This window comes from Methylobacter marinus A45, from assembly GCF_000383855.1.
GTDB lineage: Bacteria > Pseudomonadota > Gammaproteobacteria > Methylococcales > Methylomonadaceae > Methylobacter > Methylobacter marinus.
Genome location: NZ_KB912877.1, coordinates 2,356,635 through 2,370,765 on the forward strand (window position 1 = coordinate 2,356,635; position 14,131 = coordinate 2,370,765).

12 protein-coding genes are annotated in these 14,131 nt (G+C 51.2%); 11 read left to right on the forward strand and 1 reads right to left on the reverse strand.

Going from position 1 to position 14,131, the window contains the following annotated elements:
- Window positions 1-16 precede the first annotated feature (16 nt).
- The 4 genes from folK to panD all read left to right on the forward strand — a co-directional run bounded on the left by folK (window position 17) and on the right by panD (window position 2,787).
- Window positions 17-520, forward strand: a complete 504-nt coding sequence (folK, locus tag METMA_RS0110940; RefSeq protein WP_020159137.1) for a 2-amino-4-hydroxy-6-hydroxymethyldihydropteridine diphosphokinase — start codon at window positions 17-19, stop codon at window positions 518-520.
- Between the two features lies 1 nt (window position 521).
- Complete coding sequence (gene panB / locus METMA_RS0110945; RefSeq protein WP_027147229.1) at window positions 522-1,337, forward strand: 3-methyl-2-oxobutanoate hydroxymethyltransferase; 816 nt, start codon at window positions 522-524, stop codon at window positions 1,335-1,337.
- 3 nt (window positions 1,338-1,340) lie between these two features.
- On the forward strand, window positions 1,341-2,183 hold the full coding sequence (gene panC, locus METMA_RS0110950; RefSeq protein ID WP_020159139.1) for a pantoate--beta-alanine ligase: 843 nt from the start codon (window positions 1,341-1,343) through the stop codon (window positions 2,181-2,183).
- 223 nt (window positions 2,184-2,406) lie between these two features.
- On the forward strand, window positions 2,407-2,787 hold the full coding sequence (panD, locus tag METMA_RS0110955) for an aspartate 1-decarboxylase (protein ID WP_020159140.1): 381 nt from the start codon (window positions 2,407-2,409) through the stop codon (window positions 2,785-2,787).
- Window positions 2,788-2,960: 173 nt separating this feature from the next.
- On the opposite strand, the gene METMA_RS26975 is transcribed toward panD, so the two are convergent.
- Window positions 2,961-3,224: a hypothetical protein gene (locus METMA_RS26975; RefSeq protein WP_156830485.1), complete on the reverse strand. Its 264-nt coding sequence runs from the start codon at window positions 3,222-3,224 to the stop codon at window positions 2,961-2,963.
- 392 nt (window positions 3,225-3,616) lie between these two features.
- Here METMA_RS26975 and METMA_RS0110970 point away from each other — a divergent pair, with 392 nt between their 5' ends.
- From METMA_RS0110970 to pmbA, 7 genes are all read left to right on the forward strand, one after another.
- Complete coding sequence (locus METMA_RS0110970) at window positions 3,617-4,318, forward strand: 23S rRNA (pseudouridine(1915)-N(3))-methyltransferase RlmH (protein WP_084254192.1); 702 nt, start codon at window positions 3,617-3,619, stop codon at window positions 4,316-4,318.
- Complete coding sequence (gene rng, locus METMA_RS0110975; protein ID WP_020159143.1) at window positions 4,315-5,769, forward strand: ribonuclease G; 1,455 nt, start codon at window positions 4,315-4,317, stop codon at window positions 5,767-5,769. The genes METMA_RS0110970 and rng overlap by 4 nt, the downstream gene beginning before the upstream one ends.
- A gap of 108 nt (window positions 5,770-5,877) precedes the next feature.
- The gene (locus tag METMA_RS0110980) at window positions 5,878-9,741 is read left to right on the forward strand and encodes a YhdP family protein (RefSeq protein WP_156830486.1); all 3,864 of its coding nucleotides are present in this window, start codon (window positions 5,878-5,880) and stop codon (window positions 9,739-9,741) included.
- On the forward strand, window positions 9,734-10,546 hold the full coding sequence (locus METMA_RS0110985; RefSeq protein ID WP_027147232.1) for a carbon-nitrogen hydrolase family protein: 813 nt from the start codon (window positions 9,734-9,736) through the stop codon (window positions 10,544-10,546). Before METMA_RS0110980 ends, METMA_RS0110985 begins: the two co-directional genes overlap by 8 nt.
- Window positions 10,547-10,655: 109 nt before the next feature.
- On the forward strand, window positions 10,656-11,147 hold the full coding sequence (gene bamC, locus METMA_RS0110990; RefSeq protein WP_161786446.1) for an outer membrane protein assembly factor BamC: 492 nt from the start codon (window positions 10,656-10,658) through the stop codon (window positions 11,145-11,147).
- 56 nt (window positions 11,148-11,203) lie between these two features.
- Complete coding sequence (gene tldD, locus METMA_RS0110995; RefSeq protein ID WP_027147233.1) at window positions 11,204-12,643, forward strand: metalloprotease TldD; 1,440 nt, start codon at window positions 11,204-11,206, stop codon at window positions 12,641-12,643.
- Window positions 12,644-12,771: 128 nt separating this feature from the next.
- A complete protein-coding gene (gene pmbA, locus METMA_RS0111000; protein ID WP_020159148.1) occupies window positions 12,772-14,106 on the forward strand; it encodes a metalloprotease PmbA in 1,335 nt (444 codons plus the stop codon).
- The last annotated feature ends 25 nt before the right edge of the window (window positions 14,107-14,131 follow it).

Consider the following 14,131-nt stretch of genomic DNA (forward strand, 5'->3'; position numbering starts at 1 on the left):
TGAAATGAGTTCAGCTATGAAAAACTCAGACAAAGATCAGGTTGTCGCTTACATAGGTTTAGGCAGCAACCTTGAAAACCCGGCCGAACAGATTAACTCGGCGCATGCGGCAATCGCCGGATTGAATGATGTGGAAGAGCTTGCCTTTTCGAGCTTGTACCATAGTCCGCCGATGGGGCCGCAGGATCAGCCGGATTACATTAATGCGGTTATGGCGATTGCTACAAACCTGCCGGCCATGGATTTACTGAGAAGTCTGCAGCACATTGAACATGAGCACGGCCGTGTGCGCAAAGGCGAACGCTGGGGTGCCAGAACGCTGGATCTGGACCTGTTGATCTATGGTGAGCAACAAATTGACCTGCCTGAGTTGACGGTGCCGCATGTCGGGGTTGCCGAAAGGGCTTTCGTGCTGTATCCCTTGTATGAAATTGCGCCGGAATTGTTGGTGCCGGGCAAGGGTCACATAGCGGATTTGATTAGAAGTTGCCCCTTGAACGGTCTGGAACGGTTGGCCTGAAGTGACTCAGTATCCTTCGCTATCTACGGTAAAACCGTTATCAATTAATGACTTGTCGGCGATGAAACGGCGCGGCGAGAAGATTAGTTGCCTGACCGCTTACGATGCCAGTTTCAGCTTGCTGATCGACAGTGCCGGCATCGATGTGATGCTTGTGGGTGATTCCCTGGGGATGGTGATTCAGGGACATGATACAACGCTGCCGGTTAAGATGGACGACATGGTTTATCACACCCGCTGCGTCAGCAATGCCAGGCGCCGGGCATTTGTTATTGCCGACCTGCCTTTCATGAGCTATGCCACGCCGCTTATGGCGGCCGAAAATGCCGCCCGTTTGATGCAGGCCGGAGGTGCGCAAATGGTCAAACTCGAAGGGGCGCGGACCGAATGCGTCGCTTTTCTGGTCGATCAGGGCATTCCGGTTTGTGGACATTTAGGACTGCTGCCGCAATCCATCAATCAATTGGGCAGTTATAAGGTACAAGGCAAGGAGCGCGTTGAAGCGGAAAAAATTCTTGCCGATGCGCATAATCTGGAGCAGGCGGGGGCGGGGTTGCTGGTTCTGGAGTGTGTGCCTGCGAAGCTTGCCGGCGACATCAGTGCCCAGCTCTCTATTCCTGTCATAGGCATCGGAGCCGGCATCGATTGCGACGGGCAGGTGCTGGTGCTTTATGACATGCTCAACATCGGCGTCGGCAAGCGGCCCCGGTTTTCAAGGGATTTCATGCAAGGCGCCGCCGGTATCGGGCAGGCTATTGCTGCTTATCATGAGGCCGTCAAGCAGTTACAGTTTCCAACACCTGAACACAGCTTTTAAATTATGCGGAAAGTTACTTCAGTATCTGAGCTGCGCGATACCATGGCGAAGTGGCGATTGGCCGGCAAGCGCATTGCATTCGTGCCGACCATGGGCAACCTGCATGCGGGCCATCTGCAATTGGTCGGCGAGGCCGGAAAAAAAGCCGATCGCGTGGTAGTCAGTATTTTCGTCAATCCTACCCAATTCGGGGTCGGGGAAGATTTCGAGACGTACCCTCGCACCGAACGCGAAGATCAGGAAAAACTTGCAACTGCCGGCGCGGATCTGTTGTTTCTGCCCCCTGTCTCGGAAATGTATGTGCCTGATGCCAAAACGGTCGTATCGGTAGTCGGGCTGTCCGAGTTGTATTGTGGGGCGTCCAGGCCGGGACATTTTAATGGTGTGGCGACGGTCGTCTGTAAACTATTCAACATGGTGCAGCCGGATATTGCCTTGTTTGGCCTAAAGGATTTTCAACAGTTGGTCGTGATACGGACCATGGTCAGGGATCTTGATTTTCCGGTGGAAATCGTCGGTGTGGATACGGTCAGGGAGGCCAGCGGTTTGGCGATGAGTTCCAGAAATGGTTATTTGTCCGTGGAAGAAATTAAGGTGGCTCCCAAATTGTATGAATCCTTATGCATGGCGCGCGATGCCATTCTGACTGGAGATCGGCCTTATGCGGACATCGAGAATCGTGCGATGCTGTTTTTGCGGGAAGCCGGTTTTCAGCCGGATTATTTTGCCGTATGCCGCAGCACAGATCTGAGCAAAGCGCAAATAGAGGACAGGGATTTGGTTATATTGGCGGCGGCAAAGCTGGGCAGGACTCGATTGATCGATAATGTCTATTTTTCCAGGTAAGGACAAAGTCGTCGACGATTTATAGGTTTGAAAAAGCCATAAATTCTGCTTGAATGGCTAAGGGTGCTGGGCTGAGTGCACCGGTTAAGGCGTAACTCGGCATGCCTGTTGGTGATGATGGATAGAGCTGAACGTTGCCAGTTTCATGATATCTAAAAAGTTGATGCGCTTATGTAATTAATGCATAATGCGCGGTTCTTAAAAGTATTTATATTGTTTTAATATGCAAATTACGATGCTTAAAGCGAAATTACACAGAGCGACGGTAACCCACTCGGAGTTGAGTTATGAAGGTTCCTGTGCAATCGATGGCAATATTCTGGATCTTTCAGGCATTCGAGAATATGAGCAGATACAAATTTATAATATTAATAACGGCGCGCGCTTTACAACCTATGCTATTCGTGCGGAAGAGGGTTCCGGGTTGTTTTCCGTTAATGGAGCCGCGGCTCGAATGGCCTGTCCCGGCGATTTGATCATTGTTTGCGCCTATGCGATTCTGGATCAAAAAGAGCTGACAAATTATAAGCCTACATTGGTTTATTTCAATGAAAAGAACGAAGTTATACGTTCTTCTCATACCATTCCTGTTCAGGCTGCCTAAGTTGCCTGGCTTGACCGTTTACCGTTAAGCCTTGGTTCTTTTTTTCGGTACAGAATCCCGGTGCTGTTTATCCGAACCTGCCTGTCTTCGAACTTGAGGAAAGTTGCGGTCCTTCTTAAACCCATCTAAATTGTTGCCCGACAGTTTTACAGAAAGCATTTGCAGTCTCTCCGCTATTTTTGATAATCGTCATAATAGTCTTTTTCAACATCGTAAATAAAACGGTCGACACCATCCCGTACGCCATATAAAAAGCCACAAATGGCTCTTTCCGTGTCTCGGGTCCCTCTATGGATACGGCTGAAGAAACTGACAGTCCTGTTCCTGTTTGGCATTATCGAGGCATTCTGTTCTTGCGAAGTAGTGTGCGCGTTGTTCCAGGCGCAGGACTCGAGACTGGATAGCAGTAAAAGCAAAGACAGAATGTTGAATCGCATGGTAGAGCTCTTGGCAATTGGTTAAAAAACTAATGACGCCGCGGTTAGTATGGGCGGTAGTGTAGTCACACGTCTCTGGTAACGCGGTCATTGGGAGCGGGTAGCGCTTCGTTGAATATCCATGGGCATCCAAGAGTTGCAGTGCTCGAAAAACCGATAGGAAGCTGTCTATGTGTAACACCGGTTAAAAAATTAAGCAAAAACGGAGCCAGAAAGACTAAACTATGCATTTGTGCCAAACAATTAAACTGATGGAATGAAGCTACCGGACGCGTCATTTTTTCCGCGCAATAGGTGCCTGGTATTCAGTCAGTGGCATTATTTACTTAATGGCGGGTTTTGTCTATGAGACTGAATTGCATCAAAATCGTGATCTCTGTATTCTGCAGCGCATGCAAATAAATCTGATTTCAGTAGGAAACCGTATGCCCGACTGGGTGCGGCAGGGTTACGACGAATATGCCAAGCGCTTGCCGCGTGAGTGCGAACTGGTGCTTAAAGAAATTGCGCCGGGCAAGCGGGGTAAAAATAGCGATGTTGCTTCAGCCTCGCCCCGCAGAAAGGAACTGCTGGATCAGATCCAGGTCAATTATTTGATTCGTCCGGTTGAGCTTGATGAAACACCTCGTCTCAATGAGGCTCCCCTGGCTTATGTCAAACGCGTGTCGGCGGAGAAGTCGGCTGCCTGTATCGCGAAATGCGGCAGCCAAGTGCCGGTCCTTGCGGCCGATACGGCTGTGGTGCTGGATGACAGGATTATGGGAAAGCCGCGGGATCAGCAGGATGCGATCGCCATGTTGATGCGGTTGTCGGGAAGAACACATCAGGTTTATAGTGCGATTTCGCTCAGAGGGCGCGAGCACTGGCAGGCAGTCAGCGTTACCGATGTCACTTTCAGGACGTTGACGGAGCGGGAAATGCTGGCTTATTGGCACAGCGGTGAGCCGGTCGATAAAGCCGGAAGCTATGCCATTCAGGGGATGGGCGGGATATTTGTATCGTCTATAAGCGGCAGCTTTTCCGGCGTGGTCGGCTTGCCTTTGTTTGAAACCGCCGAACTATTGGCTAAACAGGGAATAGAGCTGTTCAAATGAGCGAAGAAATTTTAATTAATGTTACCCCGCCCGAGACTCGTGTTGCCGTTATTGAAAATGGCGTTCTGCAGGAGCTGATCATTGAAAGAAGCCGACAAATAGGTCTGGTCGGCAATATTTATAAAGGTGAGGTGTGCCGGGTACTGCCGGGTATGCAGGCGGCATTTGTCGATATCGGACTGTCCCGGGCCGCATTTCTGCATATTTCCGATTTATGCAGCAGGGAACTGGAAAAAAAGCGCTCGGAGAATATCGAACACTATCTGCACGAGGGTCAGCACATCGTCGTGCAAGTCGTCAAAGATCCCATTGGTACAAAAGGCGCGCGCTTGACCACGGAGATATCAATTCCATCGCGGTATCAGGTATATATGCCTTATGCCAACAACTCCGGCGTATCTCAGCGCATTGAGTGCGAAACCGAGCGAGCCCGGCTGCGCGCATGCATTGATTCCTTCCGGCAGCAGCATGGCTGTGGCGGTTTTATCGCCAGAACAGCGGCGGAGTGCGTGGAAGAGGCGATATTGTTTTCGGACATGACGTTTTTGCTGAAGCTGTGGGAATCGATTCTGGCCAAAATCGCCACGGCCAAGCCCAAGCAGTTCATTCATAAGGATTTGCCGCTCAGCGTCAGGACTTTAAGGGATTTATATAAGGAATGCATTGAACGGATTCGCGTGGACTCCAAGGAAACCTATCATCGTCTGATCGAGTTCGCTGAAGTGTTTGTGCCGGAAATGGTGCCGATCATCGAGCACTACACCGGTGAATGCCCGGTCTTTGATATATACAGTGTCGAAGATGAAATTCAAAAGGCGCTGGAACGCAAAGTCAAATTGAAATCAGGCGGACATCTGGTGTTCGACCAGACTGAAGCGATGACGACGGTCGATGTCAATACCGGCGGTTATGTCGGCGGACGAAATCTGGAAGAAACGATTTTTAAGACCAATCTAGAGGCGGCGCAGACAATTTCTCGTCAGCTCAGACTGAGGAATCTGGGCGGGATCATCATTATCGATTTTATCGATATGCAAAGCGAGGAGCATAAGAGACAGGTCTTGCAGGCGCTGGAGCGCAATCTGGAAAAAGACCATGCCAAGACTAAGATTACCGAAGTATCGGTGCTGGGCTTGGTGGAAATGACGCGTAAAAGAACCCGCGAAAGTCTCGAGCATGTGCTCTGCGAGCCTTGCAAGGCCTGCGGCGGACGCGGCGTGCTGAAAACCGCCGAATCCATGTGCCTGGAAATATTCCGGGAAATTATCCGCGAAGTCAGGCAATACAATGTTCAGCAGTTGCTGGTGCTGGCTTCCAATGAAGTCGTGGAAATGTTGCTGGATGAAGAAGCCGATATGCTGGCCGAATTGGAGGCCTTCCTGGGCGTCCAGATCAAATTCAGGGCGGAAGCGGAATATAATCAGGAACAGTACGATGTGGTGCTGCTTTAATTTAATGCAGTGCTGTAAGGGCGAATTCATTCGCCAAAGACGATCAAAGCCGCTTTCATAAAGCGCGAATTCAGTAGCGGGATTTTTTTAATATGGGCCTTTAAATCTGTGCCTGTTTTTGTAATCTACCATCTTACGCGAGCAACGCGACATTTTGTCTTTTGGTCCTTGATCGCCATAGCCGTCGGCCTAAGCGGCGTGCGTTTACTATTATCCGGAATCGAAAGTTACAAAGCCGATCTGGCAAGCACTATCGAAGAGCTCGTCGGCGCGCCGGTGGAGATTGGCCGGTTACGCGCCAGGATGCGCGGGTTTAGCCCTGAATTGGTGCTTGAAGACATTGATATCTTATCGCGGGACACCAGTAATAAGCCTCCCATTCAGTTCAACGAAATACGCCTGGGCATCAATTTGCTCGATATGCTGGTCAACAGGCAGCTTTTGTCTTCTTCATGGGTCTCGCTGGTCGGCGCCAAACTGACCGTTAAACGCCAGCGCGACGGAAGCCTCGCCATAGTCGGCCTGAAAGCCAGCGAGGGGCAGCCGCTGTGGTTAATGCAGGGCGGCAAATATGAGATTTTGCACAGTGAAATCAGCTGGCAGGATGAACAAAGCGATAGCCCGCCTTTGACATCCAGTAACGTGGATCTGGCGATCATTAATACTGACGATGCCGGACACCATCGCATTAATATGCTCATGAAGCTGCCGCAACAGGTCGGTGACACGCTCAAGGTGTCCATGGATTTCAGCGGCAATATTTTTGAAGCGGCGAGCATTCATGGCACGGCTTATATTGAAGCAGGCCATATAAGGCTGGCTGAGTGGGAGCAATTCGGCCTGCCGCTGGACTTGCGGATCGGTTCCGGCACCGGCGATTTTAAAGCCTGGATCGACTGGCAAAACTCGCAACTTGCCTCGGTTACCGGTGAAGCGCAAATTCAACAAGTGAAGCTGGCTCGCAAAGACAAGGGAATGTTTCCTGTCGAGCGGTTAAAAACCCGGTTTCAATGGCAGGCCAAAGACCTTCGGTGGCGGCTTGACGTCAGGGACTTTGAGCTGGAAACAGCCGATGCGGCTAAAAAAACAATTAAGCAATGGCCGGCAGCCGATTTCAGCGTATCCGGTGATTTTACTGAAGACCGCTGGCCTCGAAAAATGGCGGTATTCGTCAGGCAGCTGGATTTAGAGGAAGCCGCCGGCCTTGTTCGTTTTTTGGCGCCTTTGTCGGATCGGCAGTCAAAGATGCTGGCGCAAGCCCGGCTAAATGGCTTGATTGAGAATGTTTCCGTGTTTGCCGATTGGGAAGATGAGCGCTTTGCCGTCAACGGCCGCTTTACCGGCGTCGGCATGGCGGCGCTGCCATCGATTCCCGGTATAGAGAACTTAACCGGCCACCTGAAAGGCAACGACCAATACGGTATTGTGCGGCTGGCGACTGAACGGGCCCGATTAACGTCGCCAGGATTGTTTCGTAACGCGCTATTGATCGACAAACTTGACGGCGCTGTCAATTGGCGGCAAACACCATCAGGCTGGACTTTGTTCAGTTCGATGATCAGTCTCGATAATGCCGATTTTCAGAGCCGGAGCAGGTGGCGTATGGAGATACCTAAATCCGGCGCACCGGTTTTCATGGATCTGCAAAGCGAATTTGCCGGCCATGATGCCGGTAAAGCCAAAAATTATCTGCCGACGGGTATTATGGGCAAGCCGACTGTTGCTTGGCTGGATCATGCGTTCATCGGTGGGCGTATCAAAAATGGCGGTTTGCTGATCCATGGCAATCTCGAAGATTTCCCGTTCAAAAATGGCAACGGAGTTTTTGAAACCCTGTTTGAAGTTGAACAGCTAAAGCTGTCCTATCATCCGCAATGGCCGCCCATCACCGACATGGCTGCGAAAGTGCTGTTTCTAAATGAGGGCTTAGTTGTTGACGTAAAGCAAGGTCGAACCGATAAAACCGCGATTAAACAGGCGGAAGTGACGATTCCATCGCTGGACGACAGCGATTATGTACAGATCAGGGGGCAATTAGCTGGCGAGATTAGCCGGGTTCTGGAGTTTTTACAACATACGCCATTGAATTCGCCGGTCAATGCCGTGCTCAACACGATTACGCCAGCTGGAAATACCGAGGTCGCGCTGGACTTGAAAATTCCTTTGGTTGACACGGTAGATGCCAAAGTCGATGGCTCGGCGCGGTTGAATAATGCCAAGTTGACCGTTAACTCGCTGGATCTGCCGGTAAAAGGCATTTCCGGTATCCTGCAATTCGATGAGCGGGGGGTGTACAGCGACACAATTCATGCAATGGCTTTAGGCCACGCCATAAAAATCAATATGAATAGCGATGAGCTGCGGACGACGGTCAATGTCTCCGGCCGTGCCGGCGTGGATGATCTACAAGCGCAATTCAAAATGCCCTGGTGGCGCATTGCCGAAGGTGAGACGGCATATCAGTTACAGTTGCGGTTACCTTATGACGATAAGGAGCCGGAACTTATGGTTCAGTCCACGCTGGCCGGTATGGCACTGGACTTACCCGGCGTTCTGGCCAAAAGCGCGATACAGCAAAGATCACTGGCGCTGAAATTTGGCCTGAAGGACGAAGCGTTATTGCCTATAACATTAAATTACGACAATAAACTGAAAGCAGCCATTAATTTGAACGCCAGGCAGCAACTTATTTATTCGGGCCATGTTCTGGTCGGGGCCGGGGAAGCGATCCTGCCGCAGGAAGCAGGAATCAAACTGGAAATCAATCGCAATCGGCTGGATTTGCCTGACTGGTTGAGCCTGTCGACGGCAGTCGCTCGGGATCAGGAGGGTAGCGGTGCTATGGCGGACAACATCAAGGAAATCAGAATTCATAGCGGCGAAGGCATGTGGAAGAAAACCGCGCTGGGGGTTTTTGACCTGACGCTCAAGCGGGATGACGGCTATTGGTCCGGCGATATCAGCAGTTCGTTCGCACGGGGGAAACTTCAATTACCTACAGACTTTAACGGTGCTGGCGGTATAAAACTGGATATGGATTTGCTGGATATTTCGGCTTTAAAGCAATTCAAGTTTGAAGGGGTTGTAGCAAATCCGGAACACATGCCTTTATTGAATATTACCAGTCGTGAAACACTATGGCAGTCGGTCAATCTTGGCCAGTTGCTATTGGAAACAGAGCGCATACCGGAAGGTATCCGTTTCAAGCGCGTGGAACTGCTTGAAGAAAAAGAAAAACTGATACTGTCGGGCACTTGGAAACGATATGAATCACAGATAAAAGGACAGCTGAAAACCCCGCGCTGGGGCCGGCTGCTCGCCCGTCTCGGGATTACGAAAGATATGACTGAAACTAAGGGCACGATGGGGTTTGACCTGCGCTGGCCGGGAGCGCCGCATCAATTCTCGCTACAGGATCTGAATGGACAGGTCGATGTCAATTTAAAAAACGGACGCATCCTCAGCATAGAGCCGGGATTCGGCCGGGTACTGGGTATGTTGGCGGTAGCTCAATGGATTAAACGTTTGCAACTGGATTTTAGTGATGTGTATGAGGAAGGTTTAACGTTTAACACCATCAAAGGACAGTTTAATTTATTAAACGGCATAGCAACGACGCATAATCTCGATGTCGATGCCGTGCCTGCAAAGATTACCATTGTAGGAGATACGGATCTGGTTAACGGCACCATTGATCACAATGTGCGTGTTGTGCCTAAAAGTTCTGAAGCAGTGCCTATTGCTGGTACAATTATGGGGAAAATAGCCGGCTTGGTCGCGCGCTCGCTGACCGGCGAAGACAAAGAAGGGTTGTTCTTTGGTTCGCAGTACCAGGTGAAAGGCGAGTGGGGGAATGCGGAAATTATTCCGTTGCATGAAAACGATGGTTTGTTGCAGAAAACCTGGAATGGTATTACCGAATTTCCCTGGTTGCAGCAACATAAGAATAATAAAGAGAGAGAAAATGAATAAATGTGCGGCGATACAAATGGCATCGAGTCCTAATATCAGCTCTAATCTGCTGGAAGCTGACAAGTTGATTGGTGAAGCGGCAAAAGCCGGCGCCAAGCTGGTGGCCCTGCCGGAAAATTTTGCCCTGATGGGAGAGCATGAATTGGATAAAGTTCGTGCGAAAGAGGTTGACGGCTCGGGTCCTATTCAGAATTTTTTATCCTCGGTCGCCAAAAAATACGGGGTTTGGGTTGTTGGCGGCACGATTCCATTGGCGGCCGATGACAGCAATAAAACGCGAGCGGCTTGCCTTGTTTATAACGATCAGGGCGAACGGGTGGCACGATACGATAAAGTGCATCTGTTTGATGTCAATGTGCCAGGTACGAATGAAGTCTACCGCGAGTCGGATTCCATTGAATGCGGTACGGAGCCCTTGGTTATTGACACGCCTTTCGGCAAGCTCGGTATTGCCGTCTGTTATGACCTGCGTTTTCCGGAGTTTTTCCGTAAAATGGTCCAGCAAGGCATGGAAATACTGGTGATCCCGTCCGCTTTTACCGCTGAAACAGGGGCGGCGCATTGGGAAATATTGCTGCGCGCACGCGCGGTAGAAAACCTGTGTTATGTTATTGCGCCAAATCAGGGCGGCTTTCATCTGAATGGTCGAAAAACCTTTGGACACAGTATGATCATTGACCCGTGGGGAGTCGTGCTGGACTGCTATAAAACCGGCGGCGGTTTCGTTTGCGCGGACATTGATCTGGAACGCCTGGAAAGAGTGCGCGCCGCATTTCCGGCATTAAGTCATCGTCGTTTCTTTTAAATAATCAATGATGTGGAAAAACATTAAAAATCAGCCTCATATTGTATTGTTGACTGCCACCTTGGTTTCCTGCGGGACGACTGAAGAGGTTCGTTACCGTGACACGGCAATGCTCGAGAGACCGCCGATACTGGTGACCTATAGTGCGGTCGAGAAAGAAAACAAAATAGCCGATAGCGATGAGCCGGAGGCGGAAGCCAAAACCGGTCTGGGAACTAATGTCTACATGTCCAGTTCAAATTCGTCATTGCTGATTATCAAGCAGTCTTTCGATGAAGCGTGGAATACGTTTGCGCAGGCGTTGAAGCAACAGGAGCTGGAAATAACGGACCGTAATCGGGAGGAAGGGGCTTATTATGTCACCTATGATCCTGACAGTTACCAAACCGGCGGCATTTTCTCCTTTTTCAATGATGAATATATTGAAGAAGGCTATTTGCTGAAATTGACACCTAACGGCGCTGAAACGGAAATAACCGCCGAAGTCGTTAATCAACCCGGTCCGGACAGTTTGGAAGACAATGAGCGCCCGGTGGATGGCGCAGAAAAGCTATTGATATCATTGTACAAAACCCTGCACGACGATCTGAAAAAAAAATAGAGTATTTATCCTGCCCGGAACTATCTGTTGGGCGAATAACCTAATTTAAATTTTGTATGGAATTATTAAACCTAGCAAGACAGTCCATTTTGGCGCCGGCCGGCATACAGGATGGCGATATTGAGAGAATCATTAACCAGCTGCTCAGCGCGCCGGTTGATGCGGCCGATATTTACTTTCAGTCCAGCCATTTCGAGTCCTGGGTCATGGAGGGCGGTATTATTAAGGAAGGCAGCCATAATATCGCCCAGGGCGCCGGCGTGCGCGCCGTATCGGGCGAGAAAACCGGCTTCGCCTATAGCGACCGGATTGAGCTGCCGGTATTGCTGGAGGCCGCCAATAATGTCAAAGCTATCGTTCGGCAAGGGCAGGAGGCTCAGGTCGGCATCGTAAAAGCGGCTAGTTGGCCGCTTTATTATGCGCCGCTGAACCCGCTGAAATCCTTGGCCGACCAGCAGAAAATCGATTTATTGCGCCGGGTCGACAGCGAAACGCGTAAGCTGGACAGCCGAATCGAAGAGGTTATCGTTAGTTTGGTCGGTGTTTACGACAGCATTCTGGTGGCCAATCAGGACGGTTCGCTGGCGGCCGATGTTCGACCATTGGTGCGCATGAATGTGTCGGTGATCGTGCAGGAAAACGGCCGCCGCGAACAGGGCAGCATGGGGGGCGGCGCGCGTAGCGATTACAGCGGGTTTATCGATAAGGACAAAGCGCTCGAGTACGGCAGGGAAGCGGTCAGGCAGGCGCTGGTCAACCTGGAAGCCACCGAGGCGCCGGCCGGCAATATGACTGTCGTGCTGGGTCCAGGCTGGCCGGGTATTTTGCTGCATGAAGCGATAGGGCACGGTCTGGAAGGTGATTTTAATCGCAAAGGCACGTCCGCCTTCAGCGGCCGGGTCGGCGAACGGGTTGCCTCTGATTTGTGCACTGTCGTTGATGACGGCACATTGCAGGGCCGGCGTGGTTCGTTAAGCATCGACGACGAGGGTACGCCGACCGAGAAAACCGTATTGATTGAAAATGGTATCCTGAAAGGCTATATGCAGGACAAACTCAATGCCCGCCTGATGGGCGTTAAACCGACCGGCAACGGCCGGCGCGAATCCTATGCGCATCTGCCGATGCCGCGTATGACCAATACCTATATGCTGCCCGGGCCGCATAATCCAGAAGAAATCATAAGATCGGTAAAAAAAGGCCTTTATGCGAAGAACTTCGGCGGTGGCCAAGTCGACATCACTTCCGGCAAATTCGTATTTTCCGCCAGCGAAGCTTATCTGATCGAAGATGGCAAAATTACTCGTGCCGTTAAAGGCGCGACCCTGATTGGCAACGGCCCCGATGTCTTGACCAAGGTATCCATGGTCGGCTCAGACCTGGAGCTGGACAGTGGCGTCGGCACCTGCGGCAAGGACGGACAGAGCGTGCCGGTCGGCGTCGGCCAGCCGACGTTGAAAATCGATGGCTTGACTGTCGGCGGAACCAGCGTTTAGATGAAGATGAACTATCAGAAGTTATAGTCGCCGCGAAGATTGCGAGGATAAGCATCTCGTGTTCTTCGTGGCGGAAACCGAAGACACTTTTAGGCGTTTAAGCTTAAATAACAATAGCTCAAGAGAATATGTTGCAGACTCAGGAAGAAATCAGCCGATTAAAAACGATTGTTCAGTCCATACTGGATGAGGCTAAAAATCAAGGCGCCAGCGCTGCCGATGCCGGGTTGAGCCAGGAAAGCGGTTTATCCGTAACGGCCCGTCTCGGTGATGTCGAAACGATAGAACACCATCGCGATCAGGGGCTTGGTGTGACAGTTTATTTCGGCCAGCGTAAAGGTTCTGCCAGTTCGACGGATCTGTCGCCGGAGTCGATTAGGGAAACCGTCAGTGCGGCTTGCAGTATTGCCCGTTATACCAGTGAAGACGAGTATGCCGGCTTGCCTGAGAAAGAGCTGCTGGCGACTGAGTTTCCGGATCTGGATCTGAACCACCCATGGGATCTGCGCGCCGATGAGGCTATTGCTCTGGCGATCGAGTGCGAAAATGCCGCGCGCGGTTATCATGCGGAAATCAGCAATTCCGAAGGTGCATCGGTCAATACCCATCAAGGCCTCCGGGTCATGGGCAATACGCTGGGCTTTCTGCAAGGCTATGCATCGACCCGCCATTCCTTGAGTTGCTCAGTATTGGCGCAGCGCGGCGACAGTATGCAGCGCGATTACTGGTATACGGTGGCCAGGGATGCCAACAATCTGGAATCGGCCGCCGATGTCGGCAGAAAAGCCGCCGAGCGGACCTTGCGGCGTTTGCAGGCGCGTAGTTTAAGTACGCGGCAATGCCCTGTCATGTATGCGGCCGAGGTGGCCTCGGGACTTTTGGGATCATTTATCGCTGCGATCAGCGGCGGCAATTTGTACCGTAAATCATCGTTTTTGCTCGATGCGCTCGATAAGCAGGTTTTTCCGGAATTTGTCCGTATTCACGAGCAGCCGTATTTAAAAGGCGCCTTGGGAAGTGCCAATTACGACGGCGAAGGAGTGGCGACACAAACGCGCGATATTGTCAGCGGCGGCATTTTACGCGGTTACGTACTCAGTAGCTATTCGGCCCGTAAGCTTGGCATGCCCAGTACCGGCAATGCCGGCGGCGTGCATAATTTAACGATAGATCCCGGCGCATACGATTACCAGGGCATGCTGAGGCAATTGCATACCGGTTTGCTGGTGACCGAGTTGATGGGGCAGGGTGTTAATATGGTGACCGGTGACTATTCGCGCGGCGCGGCCGGATTCTGGGTGGAAAACGGCGAAATACAATATCCGGTCGAGGAAATCACGATCGCCGGCAATTTGAAAGACATGTTCAGGAACATAGTGGCTGTCGGCAATGATGTCGATTATCGCGGCAATATCCGTACCGGCTCGATACTGGTCGAACGCCTGTCTATTGCCGGAGAGTAAGGGCGACCGGTCGGTCGGCCGCCTT

Bases quoted from the DNA above. Each gene is read 5' to 3' on its own strand.
- tldD (WP_027147233.1), top strand. From the start codon at position 11,204: ATGGAATTATTAAACCTAGCAAGACAGTCCATTTTGGCGCCGGCCGGC.
- METMA_RS0110985 (WP_027147232.1), top strand. From the start codon at position 9,734: ATGAATAAATGTGCGGCGATACAAATGGCATCGAGTCCTAATATCAGC.
- bamC (WP_161786446.1), top strand. From the start codon at position 10,656: ATGCTCGAGAGACCGCCGATACTGGTGACCTATAGTGCGGTCGAGAAA.
- METMA_RS0110970 (WP_084254192.1), top strand. From the start codon at position 3,617: ATGCAAATAAATCTGATTTCAGTAGGAAACCGTATGCCCGACTGGGTG.
- folK (WP_020159137.1), top strand. From the start codon at position 17: ATGAAAAACTCAGACAAAGATCAGGTTGTCGCTTACATAGGTTTAGGC.
- panC (WP_020159139.1), top strand. From the start codon at position 1,341: ATGCGGAAAGTTACTTCAGTATCTGAGCTGCGCGATACCATGGCGAAG.
- pmbA (WP_020159148.1), top strand. From the start codon at position 12,772: ATGTTGCAGACTCAGGAAGAAATCAGCCGATTAAAAACGATTGTTCAG.
- rng (WP_020159143.1), top strand. From the start codon at position 4,315: ATGAGCGAAGAAATTTTAATTAATGTTACCCCGCCCGAGACTCGTGTT.
- METMA_RS26975 (WP_156830485.1), bottom strand. From the start codon at position 3,224: ATGCGATTCAACATTCTGTCTTTGCTTTTACTGCTATCCAGTCTCGAG.
- panD (WP_020159140.1), top strand. From the start codon at position 2,407: ATGCAAATTACGATGCTTAAAGCGAAATTACACAGAGCGACGGTAACC.